This is a genomic window from Photorhabdus sp. RM71S, assembly GCF_042879355.1.
In the GTDB taxonomy this organism is placed as follows: Bacteria; Pseudomonadota; Gammaproteobacteria; order Enterobacterales; family Enterobacteriaceae; genus Photorhabdus; species Photorhabdus kayaii.
Window position 1 is genome coordinate 69,094 of the sequence record NZ_JBHFKV010000006.1, and the last position, 19,287, is coordinate 88,380.

The 19,287-nt window shown below is 42.6% G+C and carries 18 protein-coding genes; 7 read left to right on the forward strand and 11 right to left on the reverse strand.

Annotation, left to right across the window (positions count from 1 at the left end; genetic code table 11):
- Positions 1 to 145: 145 nt before the first annotated feature.
- Positions 146 to 655 (forward strand): Der GTPase-activating protein YihI, encoded by a 510-nt coding sequence (gene yihI / locus ACGF5R_RS05305; RefSeq protein ID WP_112879712.1) that lies wholly within the window; start codon positions 146 to 148, stop codon positions 653 to 655.
- Positions 656 to 848: 193 nt separating this feature from the next.
- The gene (hemN, locus tag ACGF5R_RS05310) at positions 849 to 2,222 is read left to right on the forward strand and encodes an oxygen-independent coproporphyrinogen III oxidase (protein WP_112879714.1); all 1,374 of its coding nucleotides are present in this window, start codon (positions 849 to 851) and stop codon (positions 2,220 to 2,222) included.
- 114 nt (positions 2,223 to 2,336) lie between these two features.
- Here hemN and ACGF5R_RS05315 read toward each other — a convergent pair whose 3' ends face one another.
- A complete protein-coding gene (locus tag ACGF5R_RS05315) occupies positions 2,337 to 3,389 on the reverse strand; it encodes an IS630 family transposase (RefSeq protein ID WP_387690006.1) in 1,053 nt (350 codons plus the stop codon).
- A 459-nt stretch (positions 3,390 to 3,848) separates the two neighbouring features.
- Here ACGF5R_RS05315 and ACGF5R_RS05320 point away from each other — a divergent pair, with 459 nt between their 5' ends.
- Positions 3,849 to 4,328, forward strand: a complete 480-nt coding sequence (locus ACGF5R_RS05320; protein ID WP_387690008.1) for an Hcp family type VI secretion system effector — start codon at positions 3,849 to 3,851, stop codon at positions 4,326 to 4,328.
- Positions 4,329 to 4,351: 23 nt separating this feature from the next.
- On the opposite strand, the gene ACGF5R_RS05325 is transcribed toward ACGF5R_RS05320, so the two are convergent.
- From ACGF5R_RS05325 to glnA, 6 genes are all read right to left on the reverse strand, one after another.
- On the reverse strand, positions 4,352 to 4,576 hold the full coding sequence (locus ACGF5R_RS05325; protein WP_049583998.1) for a hypothetical protein: 225 nt from the start codon (positions 4,574 to 4,576) through the stop codon (positions 4,352 to 4,354).
- Positions 4,577 to 4,584: 8 nt separating this feature from the next.
- Complete coding sequence (locus ACGF5R_RS05330) at positions 4,585 to 5,337, reverse strand: hypothetical protein (RefSeq protein WP_112878930.1); 753 nt, start codon at positions 5,335 to 5,337, stop codon at positions 4,585 to 4,587.
- 526 nt (positions 5,338 to 5,863) lie between these two features.
- Positions 5,864 to 6,184, reverse strand: coding sequence for a hypothetical protein (locus ACGF5R_RS05335; RefSeq protein ID WP_387690010.1), 321 nt, complete (start codon positions 6,182 to 6,184; stop codon positions 5,864 to 5,866).
- Positions 6,185 to 6,859: 675 nt separating this feature from the next.
- Positions 6,860 to 8,314, reverse strand: a complete 1,455-nt coding sequence (gene glnG, locus ACGF5R_RS05340) for a nitrogen regulation protein NR(I) (RefSeq protein ID WP_387690011.1) — start codon at positions 8,312 to 8,314, stop codon at positions 6,860 to 6,862.
- A gap of 9 nt (positions 8,315 to 8,323) precedes the next feature.
- Positions 8,324 to 9,373: a nitrogen regulation protein NR(II) gene (glnL, locus tag ACGF5R_RS05345; RefSeq protein ID WP_113041197.1), complete on the reverse strand. Its 1,050-nt coding sequence runs from the start codon at positions 9,371 to 9,373 to the stop codon at positions 8,324 to 8,326.
- Positions 9,374 to 9,526: 153 nt separating this feature from the next.
- Positions 9,527 to 10,936 (reverse strand): glutamate--ammonia ligase, encoded by a 1,410-nt coding sequence (gene glnA / locus ACGF5R_RS05350; RefSeq protein ID WP_262980587.1) that lies wholly within the window; start codon positions 10,934 to 10,936, stop codon positions 9,527 to 9,529.
- A 560-nt stretch (positions 10,937 to 11,496) separates the two neighbouring features.
- Between glnA and typA the strand changes: the two genes are divergently transcribed.
- On the forward strand, positions 11,497 to 13,335 hold the full coding sequence (gene typA, locus ACGF5R_RS05355; protein ID WP_387690012.1) for a ribosome-dependent GTPase TypA: 1,839 nt from the start codon (positions 11,497 to 11,499) through the stop codon (positions 13,333 to 13,335).
- An 85-nt stretch (positions 13,336 to 13,420) separates the two neighbouring features.
- On the opposite strand, the gene ACGF5R_RS05360 is transcribed toward typA, so the two are convergent.
- The 3 genes from ACGF5R_RS05360 to ACGF5R_RS05370 all read right to left on the reverse strand — a co-directional run bounded on the left by ACGF5R_RS05360 (position 13,421) and on the right by ACGF5R_RS05370 (position 16,363).
- A complete protein-coding gene (locus tag ACGF5R_RS05360; RefSeq protein WP_112878923.1) occupies positions 13,421 to 13,990 on the reverse strand; it encodes a disulfide bond formation protein B in 570 nt (189 codons plus the stop codon).
- Between the two features lie 14 nt (positions 13,991 to 14,004).
- Positions 14,005 to 14,163: a DUF5993 family protein gene (locus tag ACGF5R_RS05365; RefSeq protein ID WP_157852135.1), complete on the reverse strand. Its 159-nt coding sequence runs from the start codon at positions 14,161 to 14,163 to the stop codon at positions 14,005 to 14,007.
- 745 nt (positions 14,164 to 14,908) lie between these two features.
- Complete coding sequence (locus tag ACGF5R_RS05370; protein ID WP_387690013.1) at positions 14,909 to 16,363, reverse strand: carbon starvation protein A; 1,455 nt, start codon at positions 16,361 to 16,363, stop codon at positions 14,909 to 14,911.
- Positions 16,364 to 16,519: 156 nt separating this feature from the next.
- On the opposite strand from ACGF5R_RS05370, the gene yihX reads away from it, so the two are divergent.
- The 3 genes from yihX (at position 16,520) to fabY (ending at position 18,617) form a co-directional block, all read left to right on the forward strand.
- The gene (gene yihX, locus ACGF5R_RS05375; protein WP_387690014.1) at positions 16,520 to 17,146 is read left to right on the forward strand and encodes a glucose-1-phosphatase; all 627 of its coding nucleotides are present in this window, start codon (positions 16,520 to 16,522) and stop codon (positions 17,144 to 17,146) included.
- A gap of 44 nt (positions 17,147 to 17,190) precedes the next feature.
- Positions 17,191 to 17,628, forward strand: coding sequence for a D-aminoacyl-tRNA deacylase (gene dtd / locus ACGF5R_RS05380; protein ID WP_112878920.1), 438 nt, complete (start codon positions 17,191 to 17,193; stop codon positions 17,626 to 17,628).
- Positions 17,629 to 17,699: 71 nt separating this feature from the next.
- Positions 17,700 to 18,617 (forward strand): fatty acid biosynthesis protein FabY, encoded by a 918-nt coding sequence (gene fabY, locus ACGF5R_RS05385; RefSeq protein ID WP_112878919.1) that lies wholly within the window; start codon positions 17,700 to 17,702, stop codon positions 18,615 to 18,617.
- 301 nt (positions 18,618 to 18,918) lie between these two features.
- Here the strand turns inward: fabY and ACGF5R_RS05390 are convergent, their stop codons facing one another.
- Positions 18,919 to 19,134, reverse strand: coding sequence for an NUDIX hydrolase (locus ACGF5R_RS05390; protein ID WP_387690015.1), 216 nt, complete (start codon positions 19,132 to 19,134; stop codon positions 18,919 to 18,921).
- Positions 19,135 to 19,287 lie beyond the last annotated feature (153 nt).

The window sequence follows — 19,287 nt, forward strand, 5'->3', positions numbered from 1 at the left end:
TGGTTAAACCATGCATGAATGATAAGAGATTTTTGGCTATATTTTTTAAAAGATAAAGAGTTATTCACGGCGCTTTTCTATATGTGCAGTTTCTGCTAGATTCCGGCGCAGCAATACCCTGATAAACCAAACTGAGTAACCGGCTATGAACCCGTTAAAGAAAAAAGCACCAGCCAAAACATCTGCTAGTAAACAGAAAAGAAAAAACCGCGAAGAATTGAATGCGGAAGGGCGTGCACGTAAGCGTGAGAAAAAACATCGCGGCAATCCGCCCGGTAACCGCAATCAGGAGCAGAGCGGTGATAAACATCAGTCAGGCAAACAGCAACGTGATCCACGTCTTGGCAGTAAAGTACCTGTTCCGCTGATCGTTGGAGAACAACCGACAAAACCTGTCATTGCTAATAAGGTCGAGACAAAACCACGTTTATCGCTACAAGAAGAGTTAGCGATGCTGGAAAACGACGATCGTCTGGATGCATTGTTAGAGCGTCTGGAAAATGGCGAAAGTCTGTCTAAAGAAGAGCATGCTTATGTTGACACTACGCTGGATCGGATTGATGCTCTGATGGAAGAGTTAGGTATTAAGCTGGATGAGGAAGAGAGTGAAGAAGAGAAGCAGGATGACATTATGCAACTGTTGAAAGGTAAATAATTTAATCTCCCATGATCAGAGGCGGGTTGATCCTAATAACCATACTATTAGTATGTTATTTGCTATGGTTATTGGGTAAACTATGGCGATTATCGCGGCGTAAAACCCGGCTGCGCAGAGTCACAACGGCGCAACATATTAAGCATATGAAAGCGTTACGTTTTGATGGGCAAAAACATCGGAAGGGATAAGCATGTCTGAGCAAGCCATCGTTTGGGATCTGCCTTTGATCCAGAAATACAATTATTCCGGCCCTCGTTATACTTCATATCCTACGGCGCTGGAATTCAATCAACAGTATGACAATGCAGCATTTATCCAGGCTGCTACCTGTTACCCTGAACGACCGCTTTCTCTCTACCTCCATATCCCGTTTTGCCATAAGCTCTGTTATTTCTGTGGTTGTAATAAACTGGTCACCCGTCAAAAGCATAAAGCGGATGAATATTTGCAATGGCTTGAACGGGAAATTCGTGACCGGGCAAAGTTGTTTTCTGGCCGTAAAGTGAGTCAGATGCATTGGGGTGGTGGTACACCAACCTACCTTGATAAAGACCAAATCAGTAAATTGACGGGATTGTTGCGTAACCATTTTGATTTTCTGCCAGATGCTGAAATTTCCATTGAAATTGACCCACGTGAAATTGAACTGGATATGATTGATCACTTGCGCAATAAAGGTTTTAACCGTCTGAGCATGGGTGTGCAGGATTTCAATAAAGAAGTTCAGCATCTGGTGAACCGTGAACAGGATGAAGAGTTTATCTTTGCTTTGGTTGCCCGTGCCCGCAAAACGGGTTTTAATTCCACTAGTATTGACCTGATCTATGGTCTGCCGAAACAAACACCAGAGAGCTTTGCTTTCACTCTGGAGCGAGTATTAGCATTGTCACCGGATAGAATGAGTATTTTCAATTATGCTCATTTGCCGAACTTATTTGCTGCTCAACGTAAAATCAAAGCGCATGATTTACCGAGTGCCGAGCAAAAGCTGGATATATTGCAAGAAACAATTGCAACGCTGACAAACAATGGTTATCAGTTTATCGGCATGGACCATTTTGCTCGCCCGGATGATGAACTGGCAGTCGCTCAGCGGGAAGGGAAATTACATCGCAATTTTCAGGGTTATACCACTCAGGAAGAGTGTGACCTGCTAGGCTTGGGAGTTTCTGCTATCAGTATGTTGGGCGATAGTTATTGCCAAAATCAAAAAGAGTTAAAAACCTATTATGCGGAATTAGAAAAACAGGGGCATGCCTTATGGCGTGGTTTAACTTTGTCCCGAGATGATTGTATTCGCCGTGATGTTATTAAAGCGCTTATCTGTAATTTCCGTCTAAATTTTGCCGATATTGAGCAGCAATATGGGCTGAGTTTTACCCGCTATTTCGCAGAAGATTTGCAATTATTAGCGCCATTGGTTGAAGATGGATTGGTTGAAGTGAATGAGAAACAGATTTGGGTAACGCCACGAGGCCGGTTACTGATTCGTAATATCTGTATGTGTTTTGATATTTATTTACGCCAACAGATTCACCAGCGTCAGTTTTCAAGGGTGATTTGATTGTTCAGAGCATGGTTTTTAAATAAGAAGGTTTTAACCTCGTTAAAATTTTTTATTTTACATTTGGGTATCCGGTTTTATAGTTTTTACTTAACCTCATTTACCTATACCCGCTTAACTTGAAGATGCAGGATTCATAACCTGGAAGTTGTCATTAATACGGCACGACAGGTTCCCGGCCAGTTCCGGTAATATTTCCGTAAAAAAGCGATGTATTGCCTGCTTGAACAAGGTCGTCGAGGCGAAATAACGGTTATTCCTGACTTGTTCATTCATCACCTTCCACAGCCTTTCTATCGGGTTCAGATTCGGGCTGTACGGCGGCAGGTAATGAAGCTCAATATTCATCACATAAGTCCAGTCTTTCACCAGCCTGCTTTGGTGGTAACCGGCTCCGTCAAGGATAATATGAACCTTCTGACTGACCGGATAGGTCTCACGGATGGCAATGAAAAACTCGGCGATGTGATAACTGTCGATACGGTCATACTCGCGTACGACCATTTTACTAATATCAGCCAGATTAAGGGCACCCATCAGGTTCAGACGGGTACGGCTTCCCGTGGTTTTCACCGCGGTTTTCTGACCTTTACGCATCCAGCCATAAGCCAGTTTCGTCCCCTGCGTGGGATGGACGCCATCAATGAACAGGATGGGCTCATGGTCTCCGGCTTCCTGCTTGAGTTTCCCGTAGGTTTCTATAAAGGCCCGCTGCTGTTCCGCGTTGAACTTGTGTGGCACGCCGGTCGGCTTTTTATCACTGAATCCCTTGTGGCGTAGCCATTTATTCATGCCGGGAACGGTGTAACGGATATCCCACGCTTCTTTGACAAGGCGGATAATCGCCTGTGTGGTAGGCAGAAGATTCGCGGTCAGATAGGCGATAAGTTCCTGAGTCTGTGTTTCGCTGAGATGGCTCTGAGAGCCGCCATTTTCGGGCTTGATTTTACGGTGATTAAGGTAATCGCTGATATGACGATTAACGGTCGTTTCATGAAGACGCAGGGCCTGAGCGATCATGACAGAACTCCAGCCCTCAGAGGCCAGGAGGACCGCTTTGATGCGATCACACTCTCTCTTATCACGGCAGGTGTGATAGAGGTGTTCAAGTTCGGCTTTTTGTTCATCGGTAATGAATATTTTCATGACGGATACCCTGAACCTCATTTGGGCGAAAATCAAGCAGTTTCAATGAGCACAGGTATATATCTATTTAAATAAAAGGGCAATTATACAAAATCGTAAATAGAGTTCTCCTTGCAAAACATGTTCGAGTGAGCCTCGGAAGAAAACGTCACGTTGTTGAAACAAGTCGATTACTTAAACAATTGTGTGACCGAATGGACAGCGCAGCTCCAACAGTTTGAGAGTTTTTACAAACAGAACAAGCGATAAGGTAGCAGAAGTTAGAGCAACCGGCGCTGAAAAATAAACCTTATCGTAATTATGGGCCGAGTATGTGATTTTAACTGCTCGTGAGCTATGTTTTGGAGGGAAACACAGTTAACTTTTCACTGAAAAAATCCTTCCGGTATTCATAAGTTTTTTATATGTTAAGTTACTTTTTTCTTTAGCCCAAATATCGAGTTAACATCATTTGAATAAAAAACTAGGATGGTAATCTTTATGTCATACATGATTTATCTAACATTAAATGGTAAGAAACAAGGCTTAATATCAGCTGGATGCTCAACCCTCGATTCTATAGGGAATCGATACCAAAAAGGACATGAAGATCAAATACAGGTACTCAGTCTAAATCACGCAATAACTCGTAACCAGAACGTAAGTCATCATCCCATACAATTTATCAAGCCTATTGATAAATCATCCCCATTGTTGGCTATGGCTATAGATTCTAACGAATCATTGAATGGTGTTTTTATTTTTTATAGGACAAGTCAGACAGGGCAGTCAGAGATTTTTTATGAAGTAAAAATTACAGAAGCAACTATTGTTGATATTTCCTGTACTTATCCAAATTCAATTAATAGTAATGAGTTAATGCCGTATGAGAAAATTTTTCTTAAATATAAATCCATTACATGGAACCATGTAACAGCAGGAACATCAGCCTATAGTATATGGGATGAACGAATTTATTAAAAATTAAAGCTAAGCATATATGCTTAGCTTTTTTTTCTTTCACTTAAATATGTGAGAACAAGAAATAGAACAACAATTACAATACTTCCTATTAAAGATGCAATCCACCATTCATCGGGGAAGAAATACACTGATACAATCCCCCATATAAAAATGGCTACAACGGGCATATTTGACCACAATAATTCTTTAATAAATACATAAAAAAGATTTTTGAACCACCCTTTACTAAATGTTTTATTTTTCATATATAAATTCAATCACCCATCATATGTGCAAGTACACGTGCAACTTCTTCTTCGCTGACCTGCTTATTCCTAAATCCTTCTATTAAATAAATTCCTTTTTCTAATTCAGGTTCAACTATAAAATATAACATTTCCAGTTTTTGAAAATACAAAGCCCAATAGAGTTGTGGACATGTTATTTTAAGTCTATTTGCTGATATTGATGCTTTCTCATAATATCCATAAAATTGGGCAATATTTAATAATCCACTTATAAATCGCTTGGCTACATTTTTCACTATGGTTTTTTTAATTAAATTTAAATATATGGCTTCTGCTATTATAGCTGATACACTTAATTTAATTGATTTACCTATTGTCACTTTAGCGGAAAATTTTAATATTTTTCCATATATTCTTTCTTTTTCCTTTTCTTCATTACCTTTAAATACTTCATCAACATATATTTCTGTTATTCTCGAAATGAATTTTCTTTTATTTTCATTTTTAAGATCCATCAGATTTAATTTCATTCTGTGATCTTCTTCTTTTATCCTTCCGTATACATCTTCATAACCGTCAAAAAAATATGAAAGTTGCCAGAGCTTACGTCTCATACCTAAGCCTATAGTATCTACGACCTCTTCACCTAATTCTATAGTGTCATTTACTGCCCTTTCGAGACTGAGGCCCGCTACACGCTTAGCTTCTTCTATTCTCCAAAGCAAATCATTTTGCCGATCTACCTCTTTCCAGAGGTCATTTTCGATACTAGATTCCATACATAAGCTCCAAATCAATGATTAATTAAATTTTCTTCGAATTTCAGTGTTAATACCCTACCATCAGAGATATGCATATTAACTTCATCTGTATTTGTAGATGATAATAATTGAAAGCAGAATATCATCATTACAGTTAGTTTGTCCTCAGCTATAACTGAGCTATTAACTAGAGCATTATTTATTTGTTGCATTAATGTACCTCTGTCATCCATATGTTATCTTAATTAATAAAAATTAAGATAACATATTTATATAAAAATAACTATATCAATCAAGTAACAAAAATTCACTAAAAAAGTACAATGTCAGATATTGGTTTCCGTAAAATAAAATATAAATTCCAAATATTTTGATTTATTCTATAAAAAATAATCAACATGTGTAATGAAGTTCCGTTATTCTTTGTAGCCAGCTCCAGTGTGAGATTGTATTTTTTCTGATAATTACAATACTGAGAAATAGTATGATTTAAGCTTTTCTATGAATGTATTGTCTGTTGGGAAAGAGAATTATGGTTGTAGTACTAGTCTGATGTATTATATTTCAGGCTTTTGGTTAGTACGCAATAAGACAAGACAACAATAACCGGCCAAATAAGTATAAGGATCGAAATCCATAATGACCAATGCCATACATTTACCACCATAACCAAGCTACATATAAAAATAACAATAATAAGAGGAAAAAACTTAACAAGTAGAACAAAAACGTAAAGAGAGGCTATAGCAGCGGCCACTTTGGCTGGAATTTTCCACCAGCCAAAATAATCATGAAAAACATAAAAATTAAGCGACAATACTTGCATCATACCAACGAAAAGAGAATAAAACAAAATAACTGCCATAATAATCCGACACCATTTCATTATTTTAAACCAACCCTATAATTACTGGTTTGAATCTAAATCACAACCGAGGTTGTGGTTTTTTTAAATTAGGTTATTACTCAATATACCCCTGTAACTTTGGTCAGGGTTAAGTTAGCTGCATATAACTACGTTGGTAGTGCGTCACACATTCTCAATGAGGTACATCAGGATTTCTGAGGTTATTGGGTTTCTCCTTATCAGGAAGCGCTATTCTTTCAGATACGCCGTTTCTTGGACAAAATTGTCGTCTTCAACTGGAAGGTGATAGATACTGCTCAATCTTGCCTTTTGTCGATTCTATTATCTCGATTGATCGTAAATTAATCACGCTTGATACTGGTTTTATCAGATATAATACAGCTAGTCAATCAGTTATAACGATCCCTAAAATTTTATATCAAGTGGTTTTACTGTCTGCATTTCAACACTGGTTTGATTAATCAATCTAAAAACTTTGTCAACGTCGCTTTTTTATTCCAGCGGTATTACCCGTGCCAGGAATAATAGTGACATCGGCTTTAGTGTAGTATTGTGTCCTTGTCTGAATGGATAGTATAAAGTGTGATCGAGATCGGTTATTTAATCCTGCTAATGGGGAATCTGATATATTAAATTCCACAAAATGGTTATAGGGATGGAGATATTATCTCCTTACTCCAACCCAAGTTCTTTTAACTTCCGTGTAATAGTATTGCGTCCCCAACCTAGCAATCGTGCTGCCTCTTGTTTATGGCCTTTGGTATGCTTAAGGGCACAATCAAGTAAGGTACGCTCCAATAACGGTAATGCTTCGGATAGCAGATCCTGCTGACCGTTTTCCAAGGCGCTTGTTGCCCACTGGGCAAGTAGCTGCGGCCAGTTTTCCGGTGTTGTATTTGTAGCTGTCGTATTTGCCGGTACGGTATTTACAGATGTTGTTATGTCGATTTCGGTATGATGAGTTTCAAATAATTCAGGCGGCAAATCTTGTACCAGTACCTCTTGGCTTGCTGCCATGACTGTCAGCCAACGGCAGATATTTTCCAACTGGCGAACATTGCCCGGCCAGGGTAAGCGCATTAAGGCCATTTCTGCGTCAGGATGGAGAATCTTTGTTTCTACGCCCAACTCTTTGGCGGTCTGTTGTAGGAAATGGCGGGTCAGGCGAGGGATATCCTCTACTCTGTCACGTAAAGGCGGTAATTGCATACGAATAACATTGAGGCGGTGATAGAGATCTTCACGGAATTTACTTTGCTCTACCAAACGTTCCAGATCCTGATGGGTTGCCGCGATAATTCTCACATCCACTTTTACGGGAGCATAACCGCCAACTCGGTAGAACTGGCCTTCCGCCAATACCCGTAACAGACGGGTCTGAATGTCCAGAGGCATATCACCAATTTCATCAAGAAATAGTGAACCGCGATTAGCCTGTTCAAACCGCCCATGGCGTACTTGATTAGCGCCGGTGAAAGCCCCTTTTTCATGACCAAACAACTCTGACTCAATTAAATCTTTAGGGATGGCTGCCATGTTAAGGGCAATAAATGGCTCATTGGCCCGTGGGCTGTGACGGTGCAGCGCATGGGCCACCAGCTCTTTTCCGGTACCGGATTCGCCATTAATCAGGACGCTGATAGAGGAACGGGAGAGGCGGCCGATAATGCGGTAAACGTCCTGCATGGCAGGCGCCTCTCCTATCATGTCAGAAACGGGTGTGACGACCTGCGGGTTTTTAGTTGGCTGATTCTGATCGCGGGAGTGGCTAAGTGCTCGTTCCAGCAAGGCAACGGCTTCATCAATATCAAAGGGTTTTGGTAAGTAGTCAAAAGCCCCTTGCTGATAAGCACTGACCGCAGCATCCAGATCAGAATGAGCGGTCATAATGATGACTGGCAGCAACGGGTTGCTCTGTTTGATATTATTCAATAGGTTTAGCCCATTCATTCCCGGCATACGGATATCCGAAATCAGTACATCAGGCGTGTTTTGGGCTAGTGCGGTCAGGGCGCTATCCGCGTCTGCAAAACTGGTACATTCCATCCCCGCGTTACTTAACGCCCGCTCCAGTACCCAGCGGATTGAACTGTCATCATCGACGATCCAGATTTTTCCCTGTTGCATCGTTATCCTCTATTTCTTAATTGGTAAGTAGATAGAAAATGCTGTGTGCCCCGGCCAACTGGTAAATTCTATTTTGCCGGAGTGTTGGTCTATTAAATTGCGAGCAATGGATAGACCAAGACCTGTTCCGCCTTCATGCGCACTGACCATTGGGTAAAACAAGGTGTCCTGAATTTGTGGCGGGATACCTGGCCCGTTATCTTCCACGTCAATTCTGGCAGCCAGACGATAGCGCTTGCCATGCAAGGTAATTTGAAAAGCAGTACGAGTGCGGAGGGTAATGGTTCCCCCCTGTTTTTCTAGCGCTTGTAAGGCGTTACGGGTGATATTTAGCAATACCTGTTCAATTTGATCAGGATAGTGGGCCAGTTCTGGCAAACTGGGATCATAATCTTTTACCAGTGTGACGTTATCCGGCATTTCCAGCGAGACTAATTGGGAGACCCGTTCAGCAACATAATGAATGCTTTGTTTAATTCGTTCACCCGGATGTTGTGGGCCAAGCAATCTGTCTACCAGATGGCGCAATCGGTCGGCTTGTTCAATAATCACTTGGGTGTATTCCTGCAAAGCAGGATCAGGCAGTGCTTTTGACAGTAATTGTGCGGCTCCTCTCAACCCACCAAGGGGGTTTTTGATTTCATGTGCCAGCCCCCGAACCAATTCCCGTGCGGCTATCTGCTGAGCTTGTTGTACCTGCTCTTGGCTTAACCGGCGTTGACTATCCATAGGTGCCAGTTCCAGCAAGATGAACTGCTCGGAAATTGGTTGGGCACTGAGCGACATAATGTGAAAGCGGTTCTCAACCACTAATGTTACTTCGTTATCAGTAAAACTCTGGCCACTGACCAGACTAGAGCGCATCAATTCTGTATCTAGTGAAAAATAGCTGAACAGTACTGGAAGAGGTGTACCGAATAATTTACGGGCACTCTGAGCGAATAATTGTAGTGCTGCGTGGTTGGCATAGCGGATGACGAGATCAGTATCCAGTACCAGTACACTGTTAATGAGCGAATTTAATATTTGCCCGCTATCGGGCAGATTTTCCGTTTTCATCCACACTCCTGCACTTTTTTGGTGCACTGTATCATGTTCGAGCGTAAAACCTAGTCAAAGCCTGAAATTTAGATGGTAGGAAAAGGGCCCATCCGAAGATGGGCTAAAGGTTTCACGGCAACAAAAAATGATCAGCGGAAACGGCGCTGCTAATTACACACTGTAATAGAGTTCAAATTCCAGTGGATGTGGTGTCAGACGGACACGCTCTATTTCACTGTTTTTCAAGTCAATATAAGCATCAATGGCGTCATCGGTGAATACTCCGCCACGGGTCAAGAATTCGCGATCGGCATCCAGCGCTGCCAGTGCTTCATCCAGAGAAGAGGCGACAGTGGGGATCTCTTTGGCTTCTTCCGGTGGTAGGTCATACAGGTTTTTATCCATCGCATCACCGGGATGGATTTTATTGATGATGCCGTCAAGGCCAGCCATCAATTGAGCGGCGAATGCCAGATAAGGGTTAGCTGCCGGATCAGGGAAACGTACTTCAATACGGCGAGCTTTGGTGCTGGCGACAACGGGAATACGGATAGATGCTGAACGGTTACGGGCAGAGTAGGCCAGCATCACTGGTGCTTCATAGCCCGGAACCAAACGTTTATAAGAGTTGGTTGTTGGGTTGGTAAACGCGTTCAGCGCACGAGCATGTTTGATAATACCGCCAATGTAGAATAGCGCTAGTTCAGATAGACCGCCGTATTTGTCACCGGCAAACAAGTTAGTGCTGTTTTTAGACAGAGACATATGGCAGTGCATACCGGAGCCATTATCACCAACCAGTGGTTTTGGCATAAAGGTTGCGGTTTTGCCAAAATTGTGCGCGACATTATGTACGACGTATTTGTAAATCTGGGTTTCGTCCGCTTTTTTGGTCATAGTGTTAAAGCGGGTAGCGATTTCATTTTGGCCTGCTGTTCCTACTTCATGATGGTGAGCCTCTACAACCAACCCCATCTCTTCCATCGTCAGGCACATCGCTGAACGTAAATCCTGCGAAGAATCAACAGGAGGCAGCGGAGCATAACCGCCTTTTACCGCAGGCCGATGGCCTTTGTTACCGCCTTCGTATTGCGTCCCGGAATTCCATGCAGCTTCGATATCATCGATGTAATAGTAAGAATGAGACATGGCACTGCCGAAGCGCACATCATCAAACAGGAAAAACTCAGGTTCTGGTCCACACAGGACAGTATCGGCAATTCCGCTTGAACGCAGGAAGTTTTCAGCACGTTTGGAGATGGAACGGGGATCACGATCATAACCTTGCATGGTGCCTGGTTCCAGAATGTCACAACGTAGGATCAATGTGGCATCGTCAAAGAAGGGATCAAGCATGGCTGTACTTGAGTCTGGCATCAGTACCATGTCAGATTCGTTAATCCCTTTCCAACCGCTGATTGAAGATCCGTCAAACATTTTGCCATCTTCAAAGAAGTCTGCATTAACCTGATGAGCAGGAATGGTCATATGTTGTTCTTTGCCTTTGGTATCAGTGAAACGCAAATCAATAAACTTCACCTGATGCTCTTCAATCATGGTTAAAACATGTTCAACGGACATACTCGGTTTCTCCTGGTTTGTGTCGGTCTTGATAAAATGGTCGTGGTTAAGACTAAAGAAAACACAGTCACATCGTTTTACCTTAACAAGGCTATTTACACGTTTGCAAACTTATATACGCGTTATCTTTCAAGTTACCTCTTTGTTGGCTGCACTTGCTCACCCCGGTCAAGTTACCTATGCTCCCGGGGATTCGCTCCCTTGCCGTCGCGATGCATCTTGAAATCCATAGGGTATCGTTGTGAAAGTCAAATAGTTGTGAAAATCAATTCAATCACGAAAGCATTTGCGAAAAGCGTGCCAACTTTTTAACGCCTTGCCATATACTGTGTTGTGAGTATACCCGTGATGGGATACCTTGATATTAGGGAATGTTGCACTAAATTGGTGCAATTATGTTACTGCGAAGCACAATATTAGTGCATTTGTGCCGAAAGTGCGTCTGTTTATAGGCGTGAAAGGGATCACAATTTCATTGTTATCAAGTTGTTAAGCATAGATTATTGTGATCCTGTTTAGTCCTTCGACCAATGTGTGTACAATAGCGCGCCATTTATAAAATGCCTGAGGCAAAGTTTGTGATCGAAAAATTGCGTAATATCGCCATCATCGCGCACGTTGACCATGGTAAAACTACCCTGGTTGACAAGCTGCTGCAACAATCCGGTACTTTCGGTGACCGTGCGACAGCGACAGAGCGTGTGATGGACTCCAATGATTTGGAGAAAGAGCGGGGAATTACTATTCTCGCAAAAAATACCGCCATTAAATGGAATGACTACCGTATTAATATCGTAGACACTCCGGGACATGCCGATTTCGGCGGTGAAGTAGAACGTGTTATGTCTATGGTTGACAGTGTACTATTGCTGGTCGATGCTATGGACGGGCCAATGCCTCAGACCCGTTTTGTGACACAGAAAGCGTTCGCTCATGGTTTGAAACCGATTGTGGTCATTAACAAAGTTGACCGTCCTGGCGCACGTCCTGATTGGGTTGTGGATCAGGTGTTTGACCTGTTTGTCAATCTGGGTGCGACTGATGAGCAACTGGACTTCCCCATTATCTATGCATCGGCATTGATGGGAATTGCCGGTACTGATCATGATGATATGGCGGAAGATATGACGCCGTTGTATCAGGCGATTGTCGATCATGTAGAGCCACCGAAAGTTGACCTTAATGGTTCATTCCAGATGCAGATTTCTCAGCTTGACTATAATAATTATGTCGGTGTTATCGGCATTGGTCGTATCAAGCGCGGTACTGTTAAGCCAAACCAGAACGTTACGATTGTTGATAGCGAAGGTAAAACCCGGAACGGTAAAATCGGTAAGGTACTGGGCCATCTGGGGTTGGAGCGTATTGAGAGTGAGCAAGCGGAAGCGGGCGACATCGTTGCGATTACCGGCTTGGGTGAGCTGAATATCTCCGATACGCTGTGTGATACTAATGCTGTTGAAGCGCTGCCGCCGCTGGCTGTTGATGAGCCGACGGTAAGCATGTATTTCTGTGTTAACACCTCCCCTTTCTGTGGACGTGAAGGCAAATATGTCACTTCACGTCAAATTCTTGAGCGTCTAAAGAAAGAGTTGGTTCACAATGTCGCCCTGCGTGTCGAAGAAACAGAAGATCCGGATGCGTTCCGTGTTTCTGGCCGTGGTGAATTGCACTTATCTGTTCTGATTGAGAACATGCGCCGTGAAGGTTTTGAACTGGCGGTATCCCGTCCGAAAGTTATCTTCCGTGAGATCGATGGCCGTAAGCAAGAACCCTTCGAGCAAGTAACGCTGGATATTGAAGAGCAGCATCAGGGAGATGTGATGCGGGCCTTGGGTGAGCGTAAAGCAGATCTGCGCGATATGCTGCCAGACGGTAAAGGCCGTGTGCGCCTTGATTATGTTATTCCAAGCCGTGGTCTGATTGGCTTCCGTACTGAGTTCCTGACGATGACCTCCGGTACCGGTCTGCTGTATGCAACATTCAGCCACTATGATGATATTCGTCCGGGTGAAATCGGTCGCCGTCAGAACGGCGTGATGATTTCCAATGGTCAGGGTAAAGCGGTTGCTTATGCACTTTACAGCTTACAGGATCGCGGTAAGTTGTTCCTTGGTCATGGTGCAGAAGTGTATGAAGGCCAGGTGATCGGTATTCATTCTCGTTCTAATGACCTGACAGTTAACTGTCTGACAGGTAAGAAACTGACTAACGTCCGTGCATCTGGTACTGACGAAGCGACAACCCTGTCTCCACATATTAAGAAAACCCTGGAGCAGGCTTTGGAGTTTATTGATGATGACGAGCTGGTGGAAGTGACCCCGGTATCTATTCGTCTGCGTAAACGCTATTTGACGGAAAACGAACGCCGTCGTGCGTATCGCAGTAAAGAAGCATAATCTTTCCTGCAATACCAATGCTTAGGGCGCCAATGGCGCCCTGAGTTTTCTGGGATTTGTCTGTTCAAATTGAACAAATCGAAGATTATTTACCGAGCAATTGATAGAACGTTGGGTTGTCATCACACTGCCCACCGCCACACTCCAAAATAGTGGAGATTAAATTTGCGGTAATTAATATGACAAATAATCCGATAACAATCTGACCGATGGCAGACGTCTTTTGCTTTTCTTCGGTTGTTTTTTCCAGGCTTTTCAATATCAGCATGACTGATATGCCGATAATCGCGATAACTGAGCAGATAAGGGCCCAAGTATAGAAATGTATACCAAAAAGCGCGGAACCATAACCGAGATCACCGGGCGTGATATGTAAAAATACTTGTCGGATCGCAACAATGCCAGTTACGACACAGCCGATAAGAGATAAGCCATAGTGCGCGCTTTTGATACCAAAACACAGATTAAACAGAAAACCAAACCCTATCATGATCATGCCTGCTCGCTGTAGCAGACATAATGGACAAGGGAGTTCGGAAAGGACCAATTGATAATAGAAAGCAAGGGTTAGAACAGCACTGATAGCAAATAACCCAATGAGGTTAAATATCATGCCGACGCTGATCTGTTGTTTTGTTGCTAATACCTGATTCATCAGATTGTCTCCCGTTAAAAAGATAGATTTAACGAATCGGTTGCATGATGGATAAACCAAGCTACAGTCGTCACCGAAAGAAGACCCCATAGGGTATAACTCGTTTTATACTTTCCATATAGGGTGGTGATAACCGCAAATAATGCGAGTAAAAAAGGTAAAAACATATACATGGTTGATTCTCCTGTTTTCTAAAAACATTCAAGACCTTTCCCTGTAGTAGATTGCTTTCTTCAGGGTAGGGAATTTATCGAACTCAGTTTAGGATCGTTTACTTCGATACAAGCGATCAATTATCCAAAGACAAGTTGTCCATTAAAAGAAGAGCTTTGGTGCCATTAATGGGTGTCGTTCTCTTTGGTATCGCATTTGAAAACGTACAAACCTACATTTATTAAAGCAAAGTTTTAGTATTCGAATGGTGTATGATTTAACACACTATACGTAGTGTGCTGCGAATAACAATTGTAGTCAATCTTGTTTATGTTTGCCACCATTCAGCAGGATTAGCGTGATTATCATTTGGCGAGAGTTTCAATGAGTTGTTTTTTATTTAATAGTTAAGCAGGAAACGATTAAAAACGACAAATCGTATCTTTGTCTGGAAACTTCCCAATTTAACGACTATTCGTAGGTTTGCTTTTAAATGGCCTAATCTATCCAATTTTCTACAATTAATCCTCTACCCAGATGAATTCTTTTTCATTGTTTGTCACGATAATGAGCCGTGTGCTTCTGGCATAACTTGCAATATGTAGACACTCATTGTTCTGGCTGTAACGCTTAAATTATCAATATCCATGTGATATCTCGTCTGATATTTTCAGGAGGAATAAATGTTTTTTATCACGGGCAATTAAAACCCCTCAACTTTTTATCGTGAGGGGCTGTTGTGATATTTAATCTCTTCTTGGGTTTTTACTCATTTAATGCTTTGGCTTTTATATTATCGGAAGCTAATTGAGAGCGGACTTTTGCAAAGAAAGCAATTGTGACAACCGCCATTGCTGCCAGGCCGATAACAACAGAGATATTCCAGTTTAGCGCAAAACCTTCTGGTGCAAATGCTAGATAGGTGAAGCACACCGCGGTCATAAACATGGCTGGTAGGGTGGTAATCCAATGGAATTTATTACGGCGCAGCAGCCATGCGGAAGCAGCCCATAACATGACCATTGCTGTGGTTTGGTTCGCCCAACCGAAATAACGCCAGATGATATTGAAATCGGTTTTGGTAATCAGATAACCGACAATAAACATTGGCACACTTAATAACAGACGTTTGGTCATTTGTTGCTGAGGGATATTCAGGAATTCAGCAATAATAAGCCGGGCAGAACGGAATGCAGTATCGCCAGAAGTAATTGGCAAAATCACCACACCGAGGATTGCCAGAATACCGCCGACAGTACCTAACAGAGACGTGGACACTTCGTGAACAACCAGAGAGGCCGTACCTTGATCAATCACGGCCTGTAATGCGTTAGTATCTTCATAGAAGCTCAGGCCCAATGTACACCAGATTAGCGCGATAATACCTTCACCAATCATTGCGCCGTAGAAAACGAAACGGCCATTTTTTTCATTCTGCATACAACGTGCCATCAGCGGAGATTGAGTGGCGTGGAAACCAGAAATAGCGCCACAGGCAATCGTGACAAACAGCAATGGCCAGACAGGCAGATCTTTCGGGTTAAAGTTAGTGGTGAAATCCAATCCTTGTGAATAGAAAGGCTTATCGCTCATCGCTAAACCGACCATCAGCGCAACAGACATAAACAGCAGCAATGCACCAAACAGTGGGTAAAGGCGACCGATGATTTTATCAATAGGCACCAGCGTTGCGAGAATATAGTAAGCAAAGATAACACCGACCCAGATAGCAATGTTATCCCAACCCATTGCCTCTTTCAGCAAGTTATTCAGTAAGCCGGCTGGACTCAAAACAAAGACGACTCCAACTAGCATCAGCAGAATAACAGCAAATATGTTCATGAAATGCTTCATGGTTTTGCCCAGTTCGTTACCAACGATAACGGGCACGGATGCACCGCTGGCACGCACACTGAGCATACCGGAGAAGTAATCGTGTACTGCACCGGCAAAGATACAGCCGAATACAATCCACAGCATGGCAAGCGGGCCATAGAGGGCACCAAGAATTGGGCCGAAAATAGGACCAACGCCGGCAATATTTAGTAACTGAATTAACCAAACTTTTGGGGTGGACATAGCAACGTAATCAACACCATCAGCCATAGAAAGAGCAGGGGTTTTTCTTTCTGGTCGAATAGTGAATATCTTTTCGACAATCTTGCCATATATGAAATATCCAGCCAGAAGAAGGCCGATACAGAGGAGGAACCACAACATAACTATAACACCTTACTCGACTTTTTTAATCTGGATGCTACTTTATCGTTTCGTAAGAAAAATACCGTGAAGTAATTCGCTTTTTACTTGTCCGTACTGTTTTCTCATTGAAAATACGATTAAAGTAAAAAGTTATTAATTAGCCAGGGGGTAATTATGTTATATATCTTCGATATGGGTAATGTGATTATTGAGATTGATTTTAAAAGAGTTTTAGCGGTATGGAGTAATTTGAGCGGGACACCTCTTGCGACTTTGACTAAAAGTTTCTCTATGGGAGAAACGTTTGAAAAACATGAGTGTGGTCAAATTACTGATCTGGAATTCGCTGATACTTTATGTCAGGAAATGAATATTTCACTCAGTTTTGAGCAGTTTGCTGCTGGATGGCATGCTATCTTTATTAATATTCGACCTGAAGTCATTCAGATAATGAAGAAATTACGTGAGGAGGGACACCGGGTTGTGGTGTTATCCAACACAAACCGTTTGCACCTGGATTACTGGGCTCATAATTATCCTGAAATTGCAGCATCCGCTGATTACCTCTATTTGTCGCAGGATTTGGCAATGCGTAAACCTGAACCGGATATTTTCAAATATGTGCTTGAGACAGAAAGTTTTTCACCGGATCAGACGGTGTTTTTTGACGATGTGCTGGAAAATGTGGAAGCAGCCAGTGCGTTAGGGATCAATAGCGTTCATGTTGTTAATAGGCAGACAGTGCCAGATTATTTCGAGGCAAGCGGTTTTTCTGAACAAAATGAGGGATTGAACGGATAACAAAGGATAGTGTGCTGATGCTATTATTTGAGTAAAGGAAAAATATGATCGCGTTAATCCAGCGGGTAACACAGGCAAATGTTGTTGTTAAGAACGAAGTGGTTGGGGAAATTGGTCACGGCCTGCTGGTGTTGCTAGGTGTTGAGAAAGGAGATGATCAACAGAAAGCAAAACGGTTGTGTGAGAAGGTGATAGGGTATCGGATATTCAGTGATGAACAGGACAAAATGAACTTGAACGTCCAACAAATCGGAGGCAGTTTGTTAGTTGTCTCCCAGTTTACACTGGCTGCCGATACTCAAAAGGGCATGCGACCCAGTTTTTCCGGTGGCGCCGCCCCAGATAAGGCCGACGAATTATATCGCTATTTTGTTGAACTATGCCGCCAAAGTGGTGTAAAAACAGAAATCGGGCGGTTTGCGGCCGATATGAAAGTCAGCCTGACAAACGATGGGCCAGTCACTTTCTGGTTGCAGGTCTAGCAACCAAAAATAGCCAGTAGAACGCAACCATCCCCGATTAACATCATGAGCAAAAGAAAGGGGCAGTTTCTATGTATCATCTGCGAGTACCTGAAACAGAACAAGAACTGGAAGCATATTATCGATTTCGTTGGGAAATGTTGCGTAAGCCATTGCATCAGCCTGTAGGCTCTGAGAAAGATGGTTACGACACGATGGCTCATCATCAGATGGTTGTGGATGAGAAAGGGAACCCGGTGGCGGTAGGGCGTTTATATATCAATGCGGATAGTGAAGGGGCAATCCGCTTTCTGGCAGTGCATCCCAACATGCAAGGTAGAGGGTTAGGAAAATTAATCGCAATGGCTTTGGAATCTGTTGCCCGTCAGGAGGGTGTTAAACGGGTAGTATGCAGTGCTCGTGAACATGCGGTGGAGTTTTTCAGTAAATTGGGGTTTGAAAACCGTGGGCTAATTGCTAGCCCACAAACGACACCCATTCGCCATTTTCTGATGATAAAGCCGGTTGCAACACTTGATGATATTCTTCACCGGCCAGATTGGTGCAACGAACTGCAACAGGCTTGGTACAAACATATTCCCCTCAGTGAAAAAATGGGGGTACGAATTTCTCAATATACCGGTCAGAGCTTTATTACCACCATGCCGGAAGCTGGTAATCAAAATCCTCACCAAACTATCTTTGCTGGCAGTCTGTTTTCTCTGGCAACCCTGACCGGTTGGGGATTGATCTGGCTGTTGTTACAGGAACGTCAACTAGGTGGTGATATCATTCTGGCTGATGCCGATATCCGTTACAAAAAACCGGTTGTTGGCAGGCCAAAATCTGTTGCCGATCTTAAAAATATGAGCGGCGATTTGGCTCGTTTGGCACAAGGCAGTAAAGCGAGAGTGAAATTGGATGTGATTGTTAGCGGTGATCAGGGAATCGGTGCGGTATTTACGGGTACCTATATGGTATTGCCAAATGCTTATACGGCTATCGCTTAGATTTCTCAGTGGCATTAAATATGCCACTGGGGATTTTTCATATCATCAGTAGCAATAATAAGAGTCGTTTTTATAAAATTAAGCTTCGTTGAGTACACGCAGCATAAAATCATCAAGTTTAGTGCGGAAATTGGCTATATTGCTCCATATATATTGAGTGTGTTCAGGAGAAAGCTTAACTTCACCTGTGCATATGACATTAAAATTTACTTGAAGGCATAGAGTCTGCTTAATAGAATATTCCACCGCGCTGAGAAAACCAATAACATTATCAAGAAGCAGTCCGGTCTCTTCTTCTATTTCACGAGATAGTTATTTCACGAGATAGTGCTTGTAATAGATTTTCTCCTTTTTCTACACCGCCGGAAGGAATTTCCCAGAGATTAGGCGGGGATTCATCAGGCGCTCGTTGTAAGAACGGAATATGGCTATTTTGGTCTCTGATGATGCCGCCGACAACAATACGGTCATAATTTTGCAGTTTGTTTTCAATGGCTTCAGGCAGTATACACGTCATTTTTTGTACCTTGTTACAACTTCATTGGTGAAATTTAATTGCGTTTTTAATGTCATCGATATTAGTGTGGTTTTTCGGCTGATACTGATCGGAGATTTTATTAATGGATTGAAATAGAAAATAACTATTATAAGGTTGAGTCGGGCACATAGG